Below are 16,772 nucleotides of genomic sequence, written 5' to 3'. Positions count from 1 at the left end.
TCACCAACCTCTTGTTTTAAAAGTTATCGACATTTAGAACTAACCTAACCGACCGAAAATCTTTTATACTCTGGAAGCTATTATTTACTTTAATAATAGCTTCTTTAGTTTTTGGTAAAGACTGCTTCTTAGGTATTTTTACCAATATATTTTTATGGAATTGATTTCTAATTCTTGCAATTGGCGGCGACTCTGGTCCCAAAACATAATCGCCAAAAATTTGCCGTAAAGACTTACCAAACCAAATCGAAGCCTTTTCAACCCTATCGTAATCTTTATGTTTTAGGGTAATTTTAATCTGCCTGTAAACTGGTGGATATTTAAAATTATAACGATCGTTCATCTGTTCATTAAACATATCAATATAATTATTGGTTGAAACTTGTTGCAAAATATTATGGTGCGGATTATAGGTCTGTATCAATACCTTGCCTCGTTCTTCGGTGCGCCCCGCCCTACCCGATACTTGAACCATAAGCTGAAAGCTACGCTCGTGAGCTCTAAAATCGGGAAAGTTCAGCATGTTATCAGCATTCATAATGCCTACCAGTTTTACATTCCTAAAATCCAAACCTTTGGTAAGCATTTGTGTCCCTACCAAAATATCGATTTCCTGCTGCTCTAAAGCGGTTATAATTTTTTCGTAGCCATATTTTCCACGGGTAGTATCTAAATCCATTCGGGCCACTTTGTGCTTTGGAAACAACACTTTCACCTCTTCTTCTATTTGCTCGGTACCAAACCCTTTGCTATCCAACTCTTGACTACCGCAAGCCATACAGTCTTGCAACATGGCCATCACGTAGCCACAATAATGGCAACGCAACTGGCTACGATACCGGTGGTAGGTTAAACTAACATCGCAATTAGGACATTGCGGCGAATGCCCACAAGTATTGCACTCTACAATAGGCGAAAACCCACGCCTGTTTTGAAACAATATAATCTGTTGACCTGAATCTAAAGTTTCGGCAATTTCTTCCAACAACCGGTCACTAAAATGACCTTTCATCTGCTTTCGTTTGCGTTTATCCTTAATATCCACCAATTCAATATCGGGCATAATAACGTTGTTGTACCGGTGGTTTAGTTCTACAAAACCGTACTTGTTTTGTTTCGCATTAAAATAGCTTTCTAAACTTGGGGTCGCCGAACCCAAAAGCACTTTTGCCTGATGCATATTCCCCAAAACAACAGCCGTGTCGCGCGCATGATAGCGTGGAGCAGGATCAAATTGTTTAAACGATTGCTCGTGCTCTTCATCGACGATAATTAGCCCTAGGTTTTTAAACGGTAAAAATATCGACGAACGGGCACCCAATATTATTTTCGCTTTCGCGGAACTTTCTAAAACATGGTTCCAAACCTCAACCCTTTCATTGGATGAATATTTAGAATGAAACACCGCTACATTCTCTCCAAAATAGTCTTGAAGTCTATTAATTAATTGGGCCGTTAAGGCTATTTCTGGAAGTAGATATAAAACTTGCTTGTTATCATTAAGGGCTTTCTCAATCAGTTTAACATAAATTTCGGTCTTACCGGAAGAGGTTACACCGTGCAATAAAGTTACGTGATGGTTTTCAAAAGCAGATTTTATTTCGCTTAGCGCCGTTTCTTGATACGCATTGAGTGTTTTTAAACTTTCAGTATCACCGCCCACATACTCAACCCTATCGGTTTGAATATGATATTCTTGAAGAATACCTTTATCGATTAATGTTTTGATAATGGCAGACGAACCATCGCTTTCCTCAATTAAATCTGATACTTTTACAGGTTTTTTTGTTTTGGCGGAAATAGAAAATAAAGTGAGTACCACCTGACTTTGCTTAGGCGCTCGACTCAAGTCTTCCAGCAGGCTTTGAAGCTTATTTTCTGTTGAAAAATCATCGTGCAATTTTACGTACCTCACCAACTTGGGTTTATACTTTTCATAAACCTCCTCGTCAACCGAAACAATCTCCTTTTCAATAAGGCGCTTTATTACCGGTAACACATTCTTTTTTTCAAGAATATTGGAAATATCATGAATTTTCAACGACGATTGATGCTGCAAGGCTTCGAACACTAAAAACTCATCGTCTTTTAAACTAGATTCATCTACCGTTTGCACTTTGCTTTTGGTAACCACCGTTTCACTTTCCAATATAAAAGCATTGGGCAACGCCGCCCGCATAACATCGCCCAGCGTGCACATATAATAATTGGCTATCCACTGCCAAAGTTTTAATTGCATTGGGTTAACAACGGGAACTTCATCTAAAATTTGCTGGATATCTTTAGCCTCATAAGCTGTTGGCGCATCTGTATGAATTTTAAAAACAATCCCTGTATAAATTTTCGACTTTCCGAAGGGTACAGCCACACGAACACCTGGTTTTAAAAAATTAGCTTCTGCCGGCGTTACGCTGTAGGTAAACAGTTTTTTTAACGGTATGGGAATGATGACATCTATAAAATTTGGCATAGGCTAATGTCTTTTCTTTAATTTGTTTAAAGACACATTTAGCTCGTAACCCAAAAGTAAGATATTGGCATTTATCCATAGGTAAAATAGCAAAATAAGCAGGGCTCCAATAGAACCATAAAGCTTATTGTATTGGCTAAAATTTTCGATATAAAGGCCAAACAAAAATGATGTGAGCATTATTAAAAAGGTGGTAAAAATAGCCCCCACTGAAAAGAATCTTGATTCTCTACCTTCGCGTGTTCCAAAATAATACAAGGTTGCTGTTGCCAGATACACCATGAGCACGAAAAAGAGGTATTGCACTACGTTGGTCCAAAACACACCGTTCGAATCAACGTGGTAACCCCTGCTTTCCAGCACACCCAACACACCCTGAACGACATAAATTTGAATGTACCCCAAGACTGCAATGGTAACAATGAGTAAAAAAGCTAAAATAAGGGCGATACCAAGAGCGAATAAATATTGGCGGAACACATTGCGTGTAAGCTGCTCATGATACGAGTTTTCAAACCCCGAAAACACAGCGTTTACGCCATTGGCCATTAAAAGAATTGATAAAACAAATACAGAAGACAACAGCCCCCCACGTTGCGATTGGTCTATATTTTCAAAGATATTTTTAAAGAAAAAATCGGATGTTGTTGGTGGTAAAAAAGATTCTAAAAACCTTAAAAACTCTACTTTAAAATCATCGATTGGCACATACGGAATAACGATAAGCACAAAAAGCAAAAAGGGAAAAATTGCCGTAAAAAAGCTAAAGGCAATAGCACTCGCCCTTGTTGTTAAAGCGCCTCGAACAACACCTGTTATGTATAGTTCCAACAAATCGTAAAAAGACAAGCCTTCGAGACCGGGCAACTTCAACTGTTTAAAAAACCGCACCAATACATTAACTACAGGTATTTTATCCAGTCTATCCTCTAAAGGTTTTGTCATTAATAATTTGCTTTTGCTGTTGTAAGCAAAGTTATTAAATTTAGCTTTTGCATTTAAAATTTATGTTGCCAATTTAAATATAGATACATTTATTTTACAGCTTTTAAGCTCATATCCATATTATAAACCGAATGTGTCAAGGCCCCACAAGATATATAGTTCACGCCGCACTCGGCATAATGACGAATGGTTTCTTCGTTAATATTTCCCGAAGACTCAGTCAAACATTTATCACCAATTATTTTTACGGCCTTTCTGGTATCTTCGTAGTCAAAATTATCTAATAAAATTCTATAAACACCATCGTTCTGAAGAATTTCTTCAACCTCTATGAGGTTACGTGCTTCAACCATTATGAGCAGGTTTCTACCGGTTTCTTCCAAATATTGCTTGGTCATTTCAATGGCTTTGGTTATTCCGCCGGCAAAATCAATATGATTGTCTTTTAGCATAATCATATCGTACAATGCAAATCTGTGATTTTCGCCACCTCCAATTTTAACGGCCCATTTTTCGAGCACTCGAATGCCAGGTGTTGTTTTTCTGGTATCTAGAATTTTGGTTTTTGTACCTTCAACCAAATCAACAAACATTCTAGTTTTTGTAGCAATGGCACTCATGCGTTGCATAGCGTTTAAAACGGTGCGCTCTGCTTTTAAAATAGATTGGGAAGGTCCTTCAACATACATCACCACATCTCCAAAAGTTACCTCGGTGCCATCCTCTATACGTACATCCAATTTTAAATTTTTATCGACGTAAGCAAAAACTTTTTTGGCAAAATTAACACCTCCAATAATGCCTTTATCTTTTACCAGAAGCTTAGCCCTGCCTCGAGCATTTTCTGGAATACATGCTAAGGAACTGTGGTCGCCATCACCTACATCTTCTCTTATGGCGTTTTCTATTATCCCTTTAACTTCGCTATCAAACTGTTCTTGTGTAATCATTATTTGTTGATTAGTTTTGAGCAAAAATAAGAAATTGATTTACTTATTTAAATTTAAATTTTATCAAATTTATATTTTTTACGTTATTTAGATGCGTTTTTCATAAACATAAAGCACTAATTTTGTTTTTATGACCATTAGACTCATTGCTATAGGCAAAACAGACAGCAAGCAACTTAATGTATTGATTAACGAATACATAAAACGATTAGGACACTACATTAAATTTGAATTGGATGTTATTCCAGACATAAAAAATGCCAAAAATCTGAGTGAGGCGCAACAAAAACAAAAAGAGGGCGAACTTATTCTAAGAAAATTAAAACCGACCTACAAACTTATACTATTGGATGAAAACGGGAAACAGTTTGATTCTCTGGCATTTTCATCGTATTTACAAAAACAAATGAACGCTGGCCTAAAACAACTGGTTTTTGTTATTGGAGGACCTTATGGGTTTTCGGAAGATGTCTATAAAAAAGCTAATGGGAAAATATCATTGTCTAAAATGACATTTTCCCATCAAATGATTCGTTTGTTTTTTATTGAACAGTTGTACAGAGGGTTCACCATTTTAAAGAACGAACCCTACCACCACCGTTAATATGTCTTGTAAACTTGTTTCCGTTTTTTTAACTGGCGCTCTAAATCGCTAATGGTCTCCCTAACGGCCACCTCATAATTATGTTCTTCTGAAGTCGCATATAGCCTTGGGCCGGGCAAACTCAATTCTATATTACATATTTTACCTTTATCATGGTGTTTCTCATCCTTTTTGAAATATACTGTGGCTCCAATTAAAAACTCGTATCTGTTAAATAATTTTTCTAACTTTTCTTCTGTAAAAGCCGAGAGCGTTTCACTTACATCTACACCTACATATTGAATGTTTACTGTCATAATCTAATCGTTTTAATAATTAATTTCAATGGTAAGATACAAGTTTTTTGAGGAATTCATAGTGACAAAAATCATAAAATTATTAGAAATACATACTGGGCAGAGCAACAACACTTAATTCGTTTTTAAAACTTATTTTTGTGCGACCAAAAATTATAATTATGGAACTTGTATTCGCTACAAATAACATCAACAAAATAAAAGAAGTTCAAGCTTTAACCCCTTCCAACATTAAACTTTTGAGTTTAAAAGACATAGGATGCCTTGAAGACATACCCGAAACCCAAAACACCATAGAAGGCAACGCCGTACAAAAGGCCGAATACATTAAGACACATTATGGCTACGACTGTTTTGCCGATGATACCGGACTAGAAGTCGAAGCGCTTAACGGTGCTCCAGGTGTGTACTCTGCCCGATATGCTGGCGAACAAAAAAACGCAGAAGCCAATATGCAAAAACTGCTTTCTGAATTGCAAAAAGCCTCAAGCAGAACTGCACAGTTTAAAACCGTTATTGCACTTTATTTAAATAATGAGCTACTTTGTTTTACCGGTATCTGCCTCGGGGAAATAACAGTAACCCAACATGGCAAAAAAGGATTTGGCTACGACCCCATTTTTAAACCTGAGGGGCACGAGCAAACTTTTGCCGAAATGGATTTAAGTTTAAAAAATAAAATTGGCCACCGTGGTAAAGCTGTAGCCCAACTGGTTGATTTTTTAAACGCCTTATAGCATATAAATAAAAAACCATAATTAGGTATTGCCTGTTAATATTCTTTATGTTACTTTTAAATTATGATGACAGAGGAATACATTGAAAAAGAAAATGCTGCGATTACCAAAGCTTACAAAGAGCTTTTAAAAGTTAGTTACACCACCTTGACCGATGGCGACAAAAAGCTGATAAGAAAAGCTTTTGAAGTTGCCATGGATGGACATAAAGACCAACGAAGAAAATCTGGAGAGGCCTACATATTCCACCCGCTTGCAGTAGCCAAAATAGTGGCTCAAGAAATTGGTCTTGACGGTACATCAATTGCCGCTGCCCTGCTCCACGATGTTGTTGAAGACAGTCCAGATTATCAAATTGAGGATATCGAAAAGCTCTTCGGAAAAACCATTGCCACAATTGTTGATGGGTTAACAAAAATATCATCGTTAAGCAAAGAAAAAGACATGGATGTTTCTTTGCAAGCAGAGAACTTCCGTAAAATGCTGCTCACGCTAAATGACGATGTGCGTGTTATCATTATAAAAATTGCCGACAGGCTGCACAACATGCAAACCATGGATTCTATGCGTGCAGACAAACAGGTGAAAATAGCTTCAGAAACACTTTACATCTACGCCCCTTTAGCGCACAGAATAGGGTTGTACAATATAAAAACAGAACTTGAAGATTTAGGCTTAAAATATACCGAACCCGATGTTTACAACGACATTCTAAGTAAAATTAAAGAAAGTAAAGACGAACAAGATGCCTACATTGAAAAGTTTAGTGCGGTAATAAAAAACTCCCTCGATAAAGAACACCTAAACTATACTATAAAAGGGCGCCCTAAATCTATTTTCAGCATCAGAAAAAAAATGATCAATCAAGGGGTTTCTTTCGATGAAGTTTATGATAAGTTTGCCATCAGAATAATTTATGAATGTGACAGCGATCCGCACAACGAAAAGTTTTTGGCTTGGAAAATTTACTCCATAGTTACAGACCATTTCAGGCCAAACCCCATACGGTTACGCGATTGGATTTCTTCTCCAAAATCAACGGGATACGAAGCTTTACACATTACTGTTATGGGGCCAAGAGGCCGCTGGGTAGAAGTACAGATACGAAGTGAACGCATGAACGAAATTGCGGAAAAAGGCTATGCTGCACATTACAAATACAAACAAGGCAACGAAAAAGAAGATAATTTAGAGAGCTGGATTAATCGCCTACAGGAAGCACTTGAAAATCCAGAAACAAATGCTGTAGATTTTGTAGAGCAGTTTAAACTCAACCTTTACTCTAAAGAAATTTTTGTTTTTACTCCTGCCGGAGATTTAAAATCGTTGCCAAAAGGCGCTACGGCACTCGATTTTGCTTTTCATATCCATACCGAAATTGGCATGAAAACGCGTGGTGCCAAAGTAAACAATAAATTGGTAACCTTAAGCCACGAACTTAAAAGTGGAGACCAAGTTGAAATTTTAACCGCCGAAAACGCTAAACCAAATGCCAACTGGCTCGACTATGCCACTACAGCAAGAGCACGGAGCAAAATAAAATCGGCCCTGCGTGAAAACAAAAAGATTATTGGTGAAGACGGCAAAGAATTGCTACGCCGTAAACTAAAGCAACTAAAAATTACGCTTAATGAAGAATCTGTAAACGATATGGTTAGATTCTTCAAACTTAAAACAAGCCTAGATTTATTTTATAGAGTTGGTGTGGGCACCATAGACAACAACATGCTTAAAAGCTACGCGTCTTCAAGAAGTAACGCTTTTATGAGCTTCATAAAAAACAGAATCAACAAAAAAACTCCAATCAAAAAGGAGGAAATAGAAAAAGAAGAGATTACTGTTAATTTTGATTCACTTGTTTTTGGTAAAGAAGAAGAAAAACTCGACTATAAATTAGCAAACTGTTGTAATCCCATTCCGGGAGATGCTGTTTTTGGATTTCTAACGGTTAACGAAGGAATCAAGGTGCATAAAAAAAATTGCCCAAATGCCGTTAGTTTGCAATCCAATTACGCTTACCGAATCATGTCCGCCAAATGGATAGACTCCACACAGCAAGAGTTTTTGGTTAAAATTGTACTTGCCGGAATTGACCACATTGGGCTTGTTAAGGATATAACCACCGTCGTTTCTGAAAATATGCACGTAAACATGAAAAGCATAAGCTTTGAAAGTAATGACGGTTTATTTTCTGGAAAAATCAATGTCGTGGTTAAAAACAATACCATAATAAAAAAGCTATTAGATAGGCTTAAAAAAATTAATGGCATTGATAAGGTTACCAGAGTGTAAAAAAAGTGTAAATTTGCCACGAAATTATGGATGCTAAACCAGACACTAAAAATCAAGAGATTGTAAAAAACGTGTTTACAACGTTTCTTGAAGCTAACGGACACCGCAAAACGCCCGAGCGATACGCCATACTACAAGAAATCTATAATAACAACGAACATTTTGATATAGAATCGCTATATCTTAACATGAAGAACAAAAAATACAGGGTTTCTCGTGCTACGCTGTATAATACAATAGAACTTCTTTTAGAATGTGGTTTGGTTAGGAAGCATCAGTTTGGACAAAACCAAGCACATTATGAAAAATCATACTTTGATAGGCAGCACGACCACGTTATCCTAACCGATACAGGCGAAGTTATAGAATTTTGCGACCCAAGAATTCAATCTATAAAAAAAACTATCGAAGAGGTTTTCGACATTGAAATTAACAACCACTCGCTCTATTTTTACGGAAATAGAAAATCAACAAACAAATAACTAATTTTTACAATGGCAGTAGATTTACTACTAGGACTACAATGGGGAGACGAAGGCAAAGGAAAAATTGTTGACGTTCTAACATCAAACTACAACATTATAGCCCGTTTTCAAGGTGGACCAAATGCTGGGCACACCCTAGTTTTCAACGGAAAAAAACACGTTTTACATACTATTCCTTCTGGAATATTTCATGATGATGCTACCAACCTTGTTGGTAATGGCGTGGTTATAGACCCCGTAATCTTTAAAGGTGAGCTTGATAAACTTGAAGCGCAAAACGTAAACTATAAAAAATCGCTTCTAATTTCACGCAAAGCACACATTATATTGCCTACGCACCGCTTATTAGATGCTGCTAGTGAGGCTTCAAAAGGTAAAGCTAAAATTGGTTCAACCTTAAAAGGTATTGGACCAACTTACATGGATAAAACCGGAAGAAACGGACTTCGTGTTGGTGATTTAGAGCTTAGCGACTGGAAAGAACGCTACAGAAATCTGGCGGATAAACATGAGAAAATGATAGCCTTCTACGATGTTGATATTGAATACGACTTAAAAGAACTTGAAGGTGAGTTTTTTAACGCTATCGAAACGTTAAAATCGTTAAAGTTTATCGATTCAGAAGAATATATTCACCAGGCACAAAAATCTGGAAATACCATTTTGGCCGAAGGCGCCCAAGGCTCACTGTTGGATATTGATTTTGGAACCTATCCATTTGTAACGTCCAGCAATACAACTGCTGCTGGAGCCTGTACTGGCTTAGGGGTTGCTCCTAACCAAATAAAAGAGGTTTTTGGTATTTTTAAAGCTTATACGACGCGTGTTGGATCTGGACCGTTCCCTACCGAATTATTTGACAAAGACGGCGAAACTATGGCCAAAGTAGGTCATGAATTTGGCGCAACAACGGGTCGCCCTAGACGCTGTGGTTGGTTAGATTTGGTGGCCCTAAAATATGCCTGCCAAGTTAATGGCGTTACCCAATTGATGATGATGAAAGCCGACGTGCTTTCTGGTTTTGACACCTTAAAAGTATGCACAGAGTATAAATACAAAGGCCAAACCATTTCGCATTTACCTTACAATATAGAACCTGAAAACGTAGAACCTGTTTACACGGAGTTCAAAGGTTGGGCAGAAGATTTAACCAGTATGTCCGAAGCTTCAGAACTACCAAAAGCACTTAACGATTATATTGCGTTTTTAGAAAAAGAATTGGAAACACCTATCACTATTGTTTCGGTTGGACCAGACAGAAAACAAACCATTTTCAAGAATTAAAAATTTATAATATTTTTATTTCAATAAAAAAGCTCCAATGTTTTTCAACTTTGGAGCTTTTACTTTTATGGAAAGTTTAATTAAACTTTAATAGTACATCCAATAGCCTTTGTTTCTTTTTCAGGCACCTCTTCACCAGCCAATAACGCATCAACAGCATTTTCAACATACTTTGTTGTTACATCCGAAGCATCTTTATAATTATCATCAATCGCCCCAATGTATTTTACCACATTACCTACCTTAGTTTTCTGTAGCACAAAAATATGTGGCGTTTTTGTTGCCCCATATTTAGGAAAGACACTTTGCTCTGCATCAATTAAATAAGGAAACGTAAACCCTTTACTTTCTGCTCTTTCGCGCATGGCATCTAAATTATCACCAGGTTTTACCTCAACATTGTTGGGCATAATGGCTATTACCGGATACCCCTTTTCTTCATATTTATTGTTAAGCGCTATAATTCTATCTTCGTACATCACAGCATACGGGCATGTATTACAGGTAAATGTTACAATAAATCCTTTGGCTTCATGATAATCAGAAAGTGACACCATGTTGCCATCGCTGCTTTCTAAAGAAAAATCTTCGGCTATATCGCCAATTTTATAACCGTTATCTACGGTAAATGCACTAATTAATATCACAATTAATACTGCTGAAAACAATTGTAATGACTTTTTCATATTATTATAGATTTAAAAATTGTTTTACTTCTAATTCTAAGGCTTCATAATTAAAAGAGCGCTCATAAAACCGTTGCTCGTTATTTTTATAAATAATTGTAGCAGGAATAGCGCCCGTCCATTTTTCGCTAACTTTCGGAATCCAAGTATTCATATCGGGGTCATCCAAAGCCACCACCCTACTCTCAAAGTTATTTTCTTTTATAAAGGGCATCAGTTTCTTTTCATACAAATGCGGAAAATCCAAACTAACCAATAACACCTCCACGCCTTTGCCTTTATAGGTTTTATTAAGTCGTTCAAAATAAGGCAACTCTTTTACACACGGGGCACACCAAGTCGCCCAAAAGTTAATAACATGAATTTTATTGTCTTGCTTGTTCAAGAATTTTTCTAAACCAGAAAAATCATAAACTTCCAGACTTACATCTTTTTGGTGATTTTCAACAACATGAATTTCATGAAACGTTCCTACATTTTTCTTTTTTCCATCAAAACAACTTACCAGAAATAATAAACTAAGACTTAATATTTTTAATTTCATGCATATAAATTTAATTAATCAATTAAGTCTCTGTATTTTTTTAACAGTATTTTAAGTTAAAACATGCGAACCTCTATTTTTATGATCAAAAATTTGAATTATTTCTGTAAATTTGTATATACAACTGTTAATGGATGAAAATAGAAGACATTCTAAAAACAAGCTCTAACATACCATTACAAAAAAAAGTTGTAGTGAGCCTTTTGCATACCTACGGTATTGTTAACGTTCAATTAAATGATGTTCTTAAACCTTATGGTATATCAATTCAGCAATTTAATGTGCTTAGAATTTTACGCGGACAAAAAGGCACTCCCGTTACCCTAGCAACCATACAAGAACGTATGGTAAATAAAATGAGCAACACCACACGACTAGTTGACAAACTAATAAAAAAGCAATACGTAACCAGAAGCAAAAACAAGCAAAACAAAAGAAAAATAGATATTACGATTACAAATGAAGGACTTAATTTTCTAAATAAAATAGACAGTTTGGTTGAAAGAACCGAACAAAATATCACAAAGCCTTTAAATGACGATGAAAGGCTCGAACTCATCCGATTATTGGGCAAATTGAGATTAATAGCAAACCAACCAAGTTCGAGCAAACCCTAATAACCAAGAAAAACTACCATTTTGCAATGGTAGTTTTTTATTAAAAAACCTGTCTTTCTTTTGGGTAATAATTTTTTCATTTCTATATTTGAGCCATTAAAAATAAAACGATGAATAAAACTTTAAATAAAACTTGGTGGTGGTGCTTTAGAAACTAAAAATTCGTGAAGTAAAAACCTAGTATATTTAAAACTCAAAATATTCAAAAAGGCTTGTCAATTCACGACAAGCCTTTTTATTTGTTCAGAAATAAAATTATAAATGGAAAAATACAGCCTTTATACACATCATAAAAGAATTTTAACCGATACCATAACCCCGGTTACAGTGTATTATAAAATTCGTGATAAATACCCTAACAGCATCCTATTGGAAAGTGGTGACTACCACCGTAACCACAAAAACTTTTCGTATATCTGTTTTAACCCCATTGCGTCCATAAAGGTAGAAAACGAAGTAATTTCGCAAACTTTTCCAGACGGAAGCACCACAAATTTAAACATCACCGACGATGTTAACGTTGTGAATGAAATCTATAATTTCACCAAGCGATTTGATGCGAAATCTGAAGAGAATTTCAAATTCATCAACAATGGTATTTTTGGTTATACCGCTTATGACGCTGTTAGGTATTTTGAAGATATTGAAATTGGCAAAAAAGACAATTCGGTAACTGTACCCGATGTGTATTATGCGGTTTACAAAAACATTATAGCCATCAATCATTTTAAAAACGAAGCTTACATTTTCGCACATTGTTATAACGACAATGAAAATAACATCGATGAAATAGACAAGCTCATCAATATCCAAAATTTTGCCTCTTACAATTTCAATACCAAAGGCGAAATTGAATCTAATTTAACCGATGACGAGTTTAAAGAAAATGTTGAGTTAGCTCGAAAACATTGTCAACGTGGTGATGTGTTCCAATTGGTTTTGTCGAGGCGTTTTTCACAAAAATTTGCTGGCGACGATTTTAACGTTTATCGTGCCCTACGCAGTATAAATCCATCTCCTTATCTCTTCTATTTCGATTATGGGGATTTTAAAATTTTTGGCAGTTCACCTGAAGCTCAACTTGTGGTTTCTGATGGTATGGCCGAAATACACCCCATTGCAGGAACTTTTAAACGTACTGGCGATGATGCACAAGATGCTATTTTAGCCGAAAAATTAAAAAATGACGACAAAGAAAATGCAGAACACGTAATGTTGGTCGATTTGGCCAGAAACGACTTAAGTCGCCACGGTAGTCAAGTATCGGTTGAAACCTATCGTGAAGTTCAGTTTTTCTCTCATGTCATCCATTTAGTAAGTAAGGTTATCGGAAAAAAACACGACACCACATCTACCATGCAAGTGGTAGCCGATACTTTTCCTGCCGGAACCCTAAGTGGTGCACCAAAACACATGGCCATGCAGCTTATTGAAAAATATGAAAAAACAAGCCGCGGCTATTACGGTGGCGCCATTGGATTTATGGATTTTGAAGGTAATTTTAACCACGCCATCATGATTCGCACCTTTTTAAGTAAAGATTATAAATTAAACTGGCAAGCCGGTGCAGGAATGGTTTCAAAATCAAACCAAGAAAACGAATTACAAGAAGTTTACAATAAATTAGGCGCATTAACCAAAGCTATCAAAATAGCAGAAGACATTTAAAAATGAAAAAAGTATTAGTTATAGATAATTACGACAGCTTTACTTACAACCTGGTGCATTACTTAGAAGATTTAAACTGCGATGTTACGGTTGTAAGAAACGACAAATTAGCTTTGGAAGATGTTGAACAGTTCGATAAAATTGTACTTTCTCCCGGGCCAGGCATACCCGACGAAGCAGGTTTATTAAAGCCCATCATAGCGAAGTATGCACCAACCAAAAGTATTTTGGGTGTATGTTTAGGTCAACAGGCCATAGGTGAAGTTTTTGGCGGGTCGCTAATAAATTTAAAGGAGGTGTATCACGGCGTGGCCACCGAAGTTGAAATATGTGTGGATGATGAAGCCATCTTTAACGGGTTGAGCAAAACCATAGAAGTTGGCCGATACCACTCGTGGGTAATAAACCCTATATTACCTGACAGACTGGAAGCAACATCTTACGACAAAAACGGACAAGTGATGTCGTTGCGTCATAAAGATTACGACGTTAAAGGGGTGCAATACCATCCTGAATCGGTTTTAACGCCAGACGGAAAAAAGATATTGGAGAATTGGGTAAATAGCTAAAATTAAAATGAAAGACATACTAAACAGACTTATAAATCACGAAACCCTTTCAACCGAAGAGGCCAAAAAAGTTATCGTCAATATATCCAACGACAAGTATAACCCAAGCCAAATAGCATGTTTCTTGTCGGTTTTCATGATGCGTAGCATTACCATTGAAGAACTCTCCGGGTTCAGAAATGCGCTATTGGAACTTTGTGTTCCTATTAATCTCAACGATTACAATGCGATTGATATTGTAGGTACGGGTGGCGATGGCAAAAACACGTTTAACATTTCAACTCTATCGTCGTTTATAACGGCTGGCGCGGGCGTAAACGTTTCAAAACATGGTAATTATGGCGTATCATCAACCTCAGGCTCTTCCAATGTCATGGAGTCTTTAGGTGTAAAATTTTCTAACGACGAAGATTTTTTAAAATGTTGTTTAGACGAAGCAGGCATTTGTATTTTGCACGCACCGCTTTTTCATCCCGCCATGAAAAACGTGGCTCCTATTCGTAAAGAGTTGGGCGTAAAAACGTTTTTTAACATGTTAGGCCCCATGGTAAATCCGTCGTTTCCCAAAAACCAATTGTTGGGCGTTTATAACCTAGAGCTTTTACGCCTATACAGCTTTATGTATCAAAATACCGATAAGCACTATAACATCGTGTATGCGCTTGATGGTTATGATGAAATTTCATTAACTGGAAAAGCAAAAATCATTTCCAATCATTCTGAAACAATTTTTTCGCCAGAAGATTTAGGAGTAAATTATGTGAATCAAAAAGATATTTTTGGAGGCGACACCATACAGGAGGCTGCCAATATTTTTGTTGAAATCATTAACGGAAATGGTACTGAAGCACAAAACAATGTGGTTTGTACCAATGCCGGTTTGGCCATTGCTACAACTAATCAAATTTCACATAAAGAAGGTTTCGAATTGGCCAAAGAATCATTATTTTCTGGTAAAGCCAAATCGAGTTTGGACAAATTGATTGAATTGAGTAAAAAATAAGTTGGTAATATTCAGTAATCAGTTGGAAGTCAAATCGACAAAAACTGAAGACTGAAGACTGAAGACTGAAACATGAACATTTTAGATAAAATAGTAATAGACAAACGGAACGAAGTAAATCTTAGAAAAGGTTTAATTCCGGTTTCACAACTTGAGCAATCTGTACTCTTCAAAAGAGAAACCGTTTCATTGTCCCGTAAATTACGGAATAGTGACTCGGGTATTATCGCCGAACACAAAAGGCGCTCTCCTTCCAAATCGGTTATCAATAACACTTTAAACGTACAAGATGTAGCCTCTGGTTATGAGAATGCAGGCGTTTGCGGTATGTCGGTTTTAACAGACGGAAAATATTTTGGCGGTTCGTTAGACGACTTATTAACCGCCCGAGCCAGTTGCAATTTGCCGCTCTTGAGAAAAGAATTTATTATCGACGAGTATCAAATATTAGAAGCTAAAGCATACGGTGCCGATGTAATTTTACTGATTGCTGCTATTTTAACCAGAGATGAAATCAAACAATTTTCAAAGCTTGCTAAAAGTTTACAATTAGATGTGCTTTTAGAAATTCACAATGAAGAGGAATTACATAAATCGGTTATGCCAAGCTTGGACATGTTAGGCGTTAATAACAGAAACCTAAAAACTTTTGATGTTAGCTTAGAAACAAGTAAAAACCTGAGCACTTTAATTCCAGACGAATTTGTAAAAGTTTCTGAAAGTGGCATCAGTAAGATTGAAGCGATTAAGGAACTCCAACCATTTGGCTACAAAGGCTTCTTAATTGGTGAAAACTTTATGAAAACAGATAATCCAGGAGAAAGCGCTACGGTGTTTATTAACAAATTAGAAAAATAACGTTATTGCAAGGAGGAACGACAACGTAATCTTTTCAACAGATTGCTTCACGACGTTCCCTATGAAAACAAACAATAAAATGAAACTGAAAATCTGCGGCATGAAATACCAAGACAATATTGAGCAAGTTGCAACTTTGCAGCCCGATTATCTTGGGTTTATATTTTACGAAAAATCCGCAAGGTATTTTGAGGGTGATACCGTTCCTAAATTGCCAAAATCGATTAAAAAAGTTGGCGTTTTTGTTGATGCCTCTTTAGAGTTTGTTGAGGAGAAAATAAATCAGCTCGATTTACAAGCTGTTCAGTTGCATGGCAAGGAATCGCCAGAGTATTGTAACGCTCTGCGTCATGCTTACAGCAACCTTGAAATCATCAAAGTGTTTTCAATAAAAGATGAATTTAATTTTGAGGTGCTAAAACCTTACGAAAAAGTTGTTGATTACTTCCTTTTCGATACCAAAGGAAAACTACCGGGCGGCAATGGCTATACCTTTAATTGGAAGGTCTTGAACAACTATCCATCAACGAAACCGTTCTTTTTAAGTGGCGGCATTGGTATTGAGGAAGTGGATAAAATAAAAACATTTAACCAAAGTGATGCTTCAAAATATTGTTATGCCTTAGACGTTAACAGTAAATTTGAAATTAAGCCTGGATTAAAGCATATTGAATTATTAAAAGAATTTAAAGCTAGTTTATCATTCCGCACTTAATGCGGAATCCATTATAAACCGGAACTAAAAATAAAAAGATCCCCGTCTC

17 protein-coding genes are annotated in these 16,772 nt (G+C 36.4%); 11 read left to right on the top strand and 6 right to left on the bottom strand.

Annotated features, from left to right (window positions below; genetic code table 11):
* Positions 1–16: 16 nt before the first annotated feature.
* From priA to nadC, 3 genes are all read right to left on the bottom strand, one after another.
* Positions 17–2,470, bottom strand: a complete 2,454-nt coding sequence (gene priA, locus GSB9_03038; GenBank protein ID UKM66448.1) for a primosomal protein N' — start codon at positions 2,468–2,470, stop codon at positions 17–19.
* A gap of 3 nt (positions 2,471–2,473) precedes the next feature.
* Positions 2,474–3,415 carry a YihY/virulence factor BrkB family protein gene (locus GSB9_03037; GenBank protein ID UKM66447.1) on the bottom strand — a complete coding sequence of 314 codons (942 nt, stop codon included), beginning with the start codon at positions 3,413–3,415 and terminating at the stop codon, positions 2,474–2,476.
* 89 nt (positions 3,416–3,504) lie between these two features.
* Positions 3,505–4,365, bottom strand: coding sequence for a carboxylating nicotinate-nucleotide diphosphorylase (gene nadC / locus GSB9_03036; protein ID UKM66446.2), 861 nt, complete (start codon positions 4,363–4,365; stop codon positions 3,505–3,507).
* A gap of 130 nt (positions 4,366–4,495) precedes the next feature.
* Between nadC and rlmH the strand changes: the two genes are divergently transcribed.
* A complete protein-coding gene (gene rlmH, locus GSB9_03035) occupies positions 4,496–4,969 on the top strand; it encodes a 23S rRNA (pseudouridine(1915)-N(3))-methyltransferase RlmH (protein UKM66445.1) in 474 nt (157 codons plus the stop codon).
* On the opposite strand, the gene raiA is transcribed toward rlmH, so the two are convergent.
* Positions 4,966–5,265, bottom strand: a complete 300-nt coding sequence (gene raiA / locus GSB9_03034) for a ribosome-associated translation inhibitor RaiA (GenBank protein ID UKM66444.1) — start codon at positions 5,263–5,265, stop codon at positions 4,966–4,968. The genes rlmH and raiA overlap by 4 nt on opposite strands.
* A gap of 161 nt (positions 5,266–5,426) precedes the next feature.
* On the opposite strand from raiA, the gene GSB9_03033 reads away from it, so the two are divergent.
* The 4 genes from GSB9_03033 to GSB9_03030 all read left to right on the top strand — a co-directional run bounded on the left by GSB9_03033 (position 5,427) and on the right by GSB9_03030 (position 10,063).
* Positions 5,427–6,002: a non-canonical purine NTP diphosphatase gene (locus tag GSB9_03033; protein UKM66443.1), complete on the top strand. Its 576-nt coding sequence runs from the start codon at positions 5,427–5,429 to the stop codon at positions 6,000–6,002.
* Between the two features lie 66 nt (positions 6,003–6,068).
* A complete protein-coding gene (locus GSB9_03032) occupies positions 6,069–8,294 on the top strand; it encodes a RelA/SpoT family protein (protein UKM66442.1) in 2,226 nt (741 codons plus the stop codon).
* A gap of 26 nt (positions 8,295–8,320) precedes the next feature.
* A complete protein-coding gene (locus tag GSB9_03031) occupies positions 8,321–8,776 on the top strand; it encodes a transcriptional repressor (GenBank protein UKM66441.1) in 456 nt (151 codons plus the stop codon).
* A 12-nt stretch (positions 8,777–8,788) separates the two neighbouring features.
* Positions 8,789–10,063, top strand: a complete 1,275-nt coding sequence (locus GSB9_03030; protein UKM66440.1) for an adenylosuccinate synthase — start codon at positions 8,789–8,791, stop codon at positions 10,061–10,063.
* An 80-nt stretch (positions 10,064–10,143) separates the two neighbouring features.
* Here the strand turns inward: GSB9_03030 and GSB9_03029 are convergent, their stop codons facing one another.
* A complete protein-coding gene (locus GSB9_03029; protein UKM66439.1) occupies positions 10,144–10,749 on the bottom strand; it encodes a thioredoxin family protein in 606 nt (201 codons plus the stop codon).
* 4 nt (positions 10,750–10,753) lie between these two features.
* Positions 10,754–11,293 carry a TlpA family protein disulfide reductase gene (locus GSB9_03028; GenBank protein ID UKM66438.1) on the bottom strand — a complete coding sequence of 180 codons (540 nt, stop codon included), beginning with the start codon at positions 11,291–11,293 and terminating at the stop codon, positions 10,754–10,756.
* A gap of 134 nt (positions 11,294–11,427) precedes the next feature.
* Between GSB9_03028 and GSB9_03027 the strand changes: the two genes are divergently transcribed.
* The 6 genes from GSB9_03027 (at position 11,428) to GSB9_03022 (ending at position 16,723) form a co-directional block, all read left to right on the top strand.
* A complete protein-coding gene (locus GSB9_03027) occupies positions 11,428–11,910 on the top strand; it encodes a MarR family transcriptional regulator (GenBank protein ID UKM66437.1) in 483 nt (160 codons plus the stop codon).
* A 261-nt stretch (positions 11,911–12,171) separates the two neighbouring features.
* The gene (locus GSB9_03026) at positions 12,172–13,578 is read left to right on the top strand and encodes an anthranilate synthase component I family protein (GenBank protein ID UKM66436.1); all 1,407 of its coding nucleotides are present in this window, start codon (positions 12,172–12,174) and stop codon (positions 13,576–13,578) included.
* Positions 13,579–13,580: 2 nt separating this feature from the next.
* Entirely contained in the window at positions 13,581–14,147 is a 567-nt protein-coding gene (locus tag GSB9_03025) for an aminodeoxychorismate/anthranilate synthase component II (GenBank protein UKM66435.1), read from the top strand.
* A 7-nt stretch (positions 14,148–14,154) separates the two neighbouring features.
* Positions 14,155–15,150, top strand: coding sequence for an anthranilate phosphoribosyltransferase (gene trpD / locus GSB9_03024; protein ID UKM66434.1), 996 nt, complete (start codon positions 14,155–14,157; stop codon positions 15,148–15,150).
* 72 nt (positions 15,151–15,222) lie between these two features.
* Positions 15,223–16,008, top strand: a complete 786-nt coding sequence (gene trpC / locus GSB9_03023; protein ID UKM66433.1) for an indole-3-glycerol phosphate synthase TrpC — start codon at positions 15,223–15,225, stop codon at positions 16,006–16,008.
* A gap of 79 nt (positions 16,009–16,087) precedes the next feature.
* Positions 16,088–16,723, top strand: coding sequence for a phosphoribosylanthranilate isomerase (locus tag GSB9_03022; GenBank protein ID UKM66432.2), 636 nt, complete (start codon positions 16,088–16,090; stop codon positions 16,721–16,723).
* The last annotated feature ends 49 nt before the right edge of the window (positions 16,724–16,772 follow it).

The sequence above is a fragment of the Flavobacteriaceae bacterium GSB9 genome (assembly GCA_022749295.1).
Classification (GTDB): domain Bacteria; phylum Bacteroidota; class Bacteroidia; order Flavobacteriales; family Flavobacteriaceae; genus Flavisericum.
The sequence above is the reverse complement of the archived record's forward strand: the minus strand, read 5'-3'. Positions and strand labels throughout refer to the sequence as shown.

What these genes read in the sequence shown, in the direction of transcription:
- priA (UKM66448.1), bottom strand. Translation starts at nt 2,470, where the DNA reads ATGCCAAATTTTATAGATGTCATCATTCCCATACCGTTAAAAAAACTG.
- GSB9_03037 (UKM66447.1), bottom strand. Translation starts at nt 3,415, where the DNA reads ATGACAAAACCTTTAGAGGATAGACTGGATAAAATACCTGTAGTTAAT.
- nadC (UKM66446.2), bottom strand. Translation starts at nt 4,365, where the DNA reads ATGATTACACAAGAACAGTTTGATAGCGAAGTTAAAGGGATAATAGAA.
- rlmH (UKM66445.1), top strand. Translation starts at nt 4,496, where the DNA reads ATGACCATTAGACTCATTGCTATAGGCAAAACAGACAGCAAGCAACTT.
- raiA (UKM66444.1), bottom strand. Translation starts at nt 5,265, where the DNA reads ATGACAGTAAACATTCAATATGTAGGTGTAGATGTAAGTGAAACGCTC.
- GSB9_03033 (UKM66443.1), top strand. Translation starts at nt 5,427, where the DNA reads ATGGAACTTGTATTCGCTACAAATAACATCAACAAAATAAAAGAAGTT.
- GSB9_03032 (UKM66442.1), top strand. Translation starts at nt 6,069, where the DNA reads ATGACAGAGGAATACATTGAAAAAGAAAATGCTGCGATTACCAAAGCT.
- GSB9_03031 (UKM66441.1), top strand. Translation starts at nt 8,321, where the DNA reads ATGGATGCTAAACCAGACACTAAAAATCAAGAGATTGTAAAAAACGTG.
- GSB9_03030 (UKM66440.1), top strand. Translation starts at nt 8,789, where the DNA reads ATGGCAGTAGATTTACTACTAGGACTACAATGGGGAGACGAAGGCAAA.
- GSB9_03029 (UKM66439.1), bottom strand. Translation starts at nt 10,749, where the DNA reads ATGAAAAAGTCATTACAATTGTTTTCAGCAGTATTAATTGTGATATTA.
- GSB9_03028 (UKM66438.1), bottom strand. Translation starts at nt 11,293, where the DNA reads ATGAAATTAAAAATATTAAGTCTTAGTTTATTATTTCTGGTAAGTTGT.
- GSB9_03027 (UKM66437.1), top strand. Translation starts at nt 11,428, where the DNA reads ATGAAAATAGAAGACATTCTAAAAACAAGCTCTAACATACCATTACAA.
- GSB9_03026 (UKM66436.1), top strand. Translation starts at nt 12,172, where the DNA reads ATGGAAAAATACAGCCTTTATACACATCATAAAAGAATTTTAACCGAT.
- GSB9_03025 (UKM66435.1), top strand. Translation starts at nt 13,581, where the DNA reads ATGAAAAAAGTATTAGTTATAGATAATTACGACAGCTTTACTTACAAC.
- trpD (UKM66434.1), top strand. Translation starts at nt 14,155, where the DNA reads ATGAAAGACATACTAAACAGACTTATAAATCACGAAACCCTTTCAACC.
- trpC (UKM66433.1), top strand. Translation starts at nt 15,223, where the DNA reads ATGAACATTTTAGATAAAATAGTAATAGACAAACGGAACGAAGTAAAT.
- GSB9_03022 (UKM66432.2), top strand. Translation starts at nt 16,088, where the DNA reads ATGAAACTGAAAATCTGCGGCATGAAATACCAAGACAATATTGAGCAA.